At 40.6% G+C, this 229-nt stretch carries 1 pseudogene; it reads left to right on the top strand.

Annotated features, from left to right (window positions below):
- Positions 1-157: 157 nt before the first annotated feature.
- Positions 158-229 (top strand): annotated as a pseudogene (rpsO, locus tag AC1ECF_RS17850) (30S ribosomal protein S15); the annotation flags it as partial.

The following is a 229-nucleotide window of genomic DNA, read 5'->3' as shown; positions in this document are numbered from 1 at the left end:
TTCTCGTGACCTGATGTGCTATTCTTTATAAGTACAAATACGTATGAACCTTTCCTTGGCTTTTTCGATTCTCCAACGAATTGCTCAGGAAACGGGGATCAGTAGAAACTAGGAGGAAACAAACATGGCAATTACACAAGAACGCAAAAACGAATGAATCGCTGAGTACAGAACTCACGAAAGCGATACAGGATCTGCAGAAATTCAAATCGCAATCCTTACTGAAGAG

The organism is Psychrobacillus sp. Z3-81, assembly GCF_056620325.1.
This window is presented reverse-complemented; position numbering and strand designations above follow the sequence as displayed.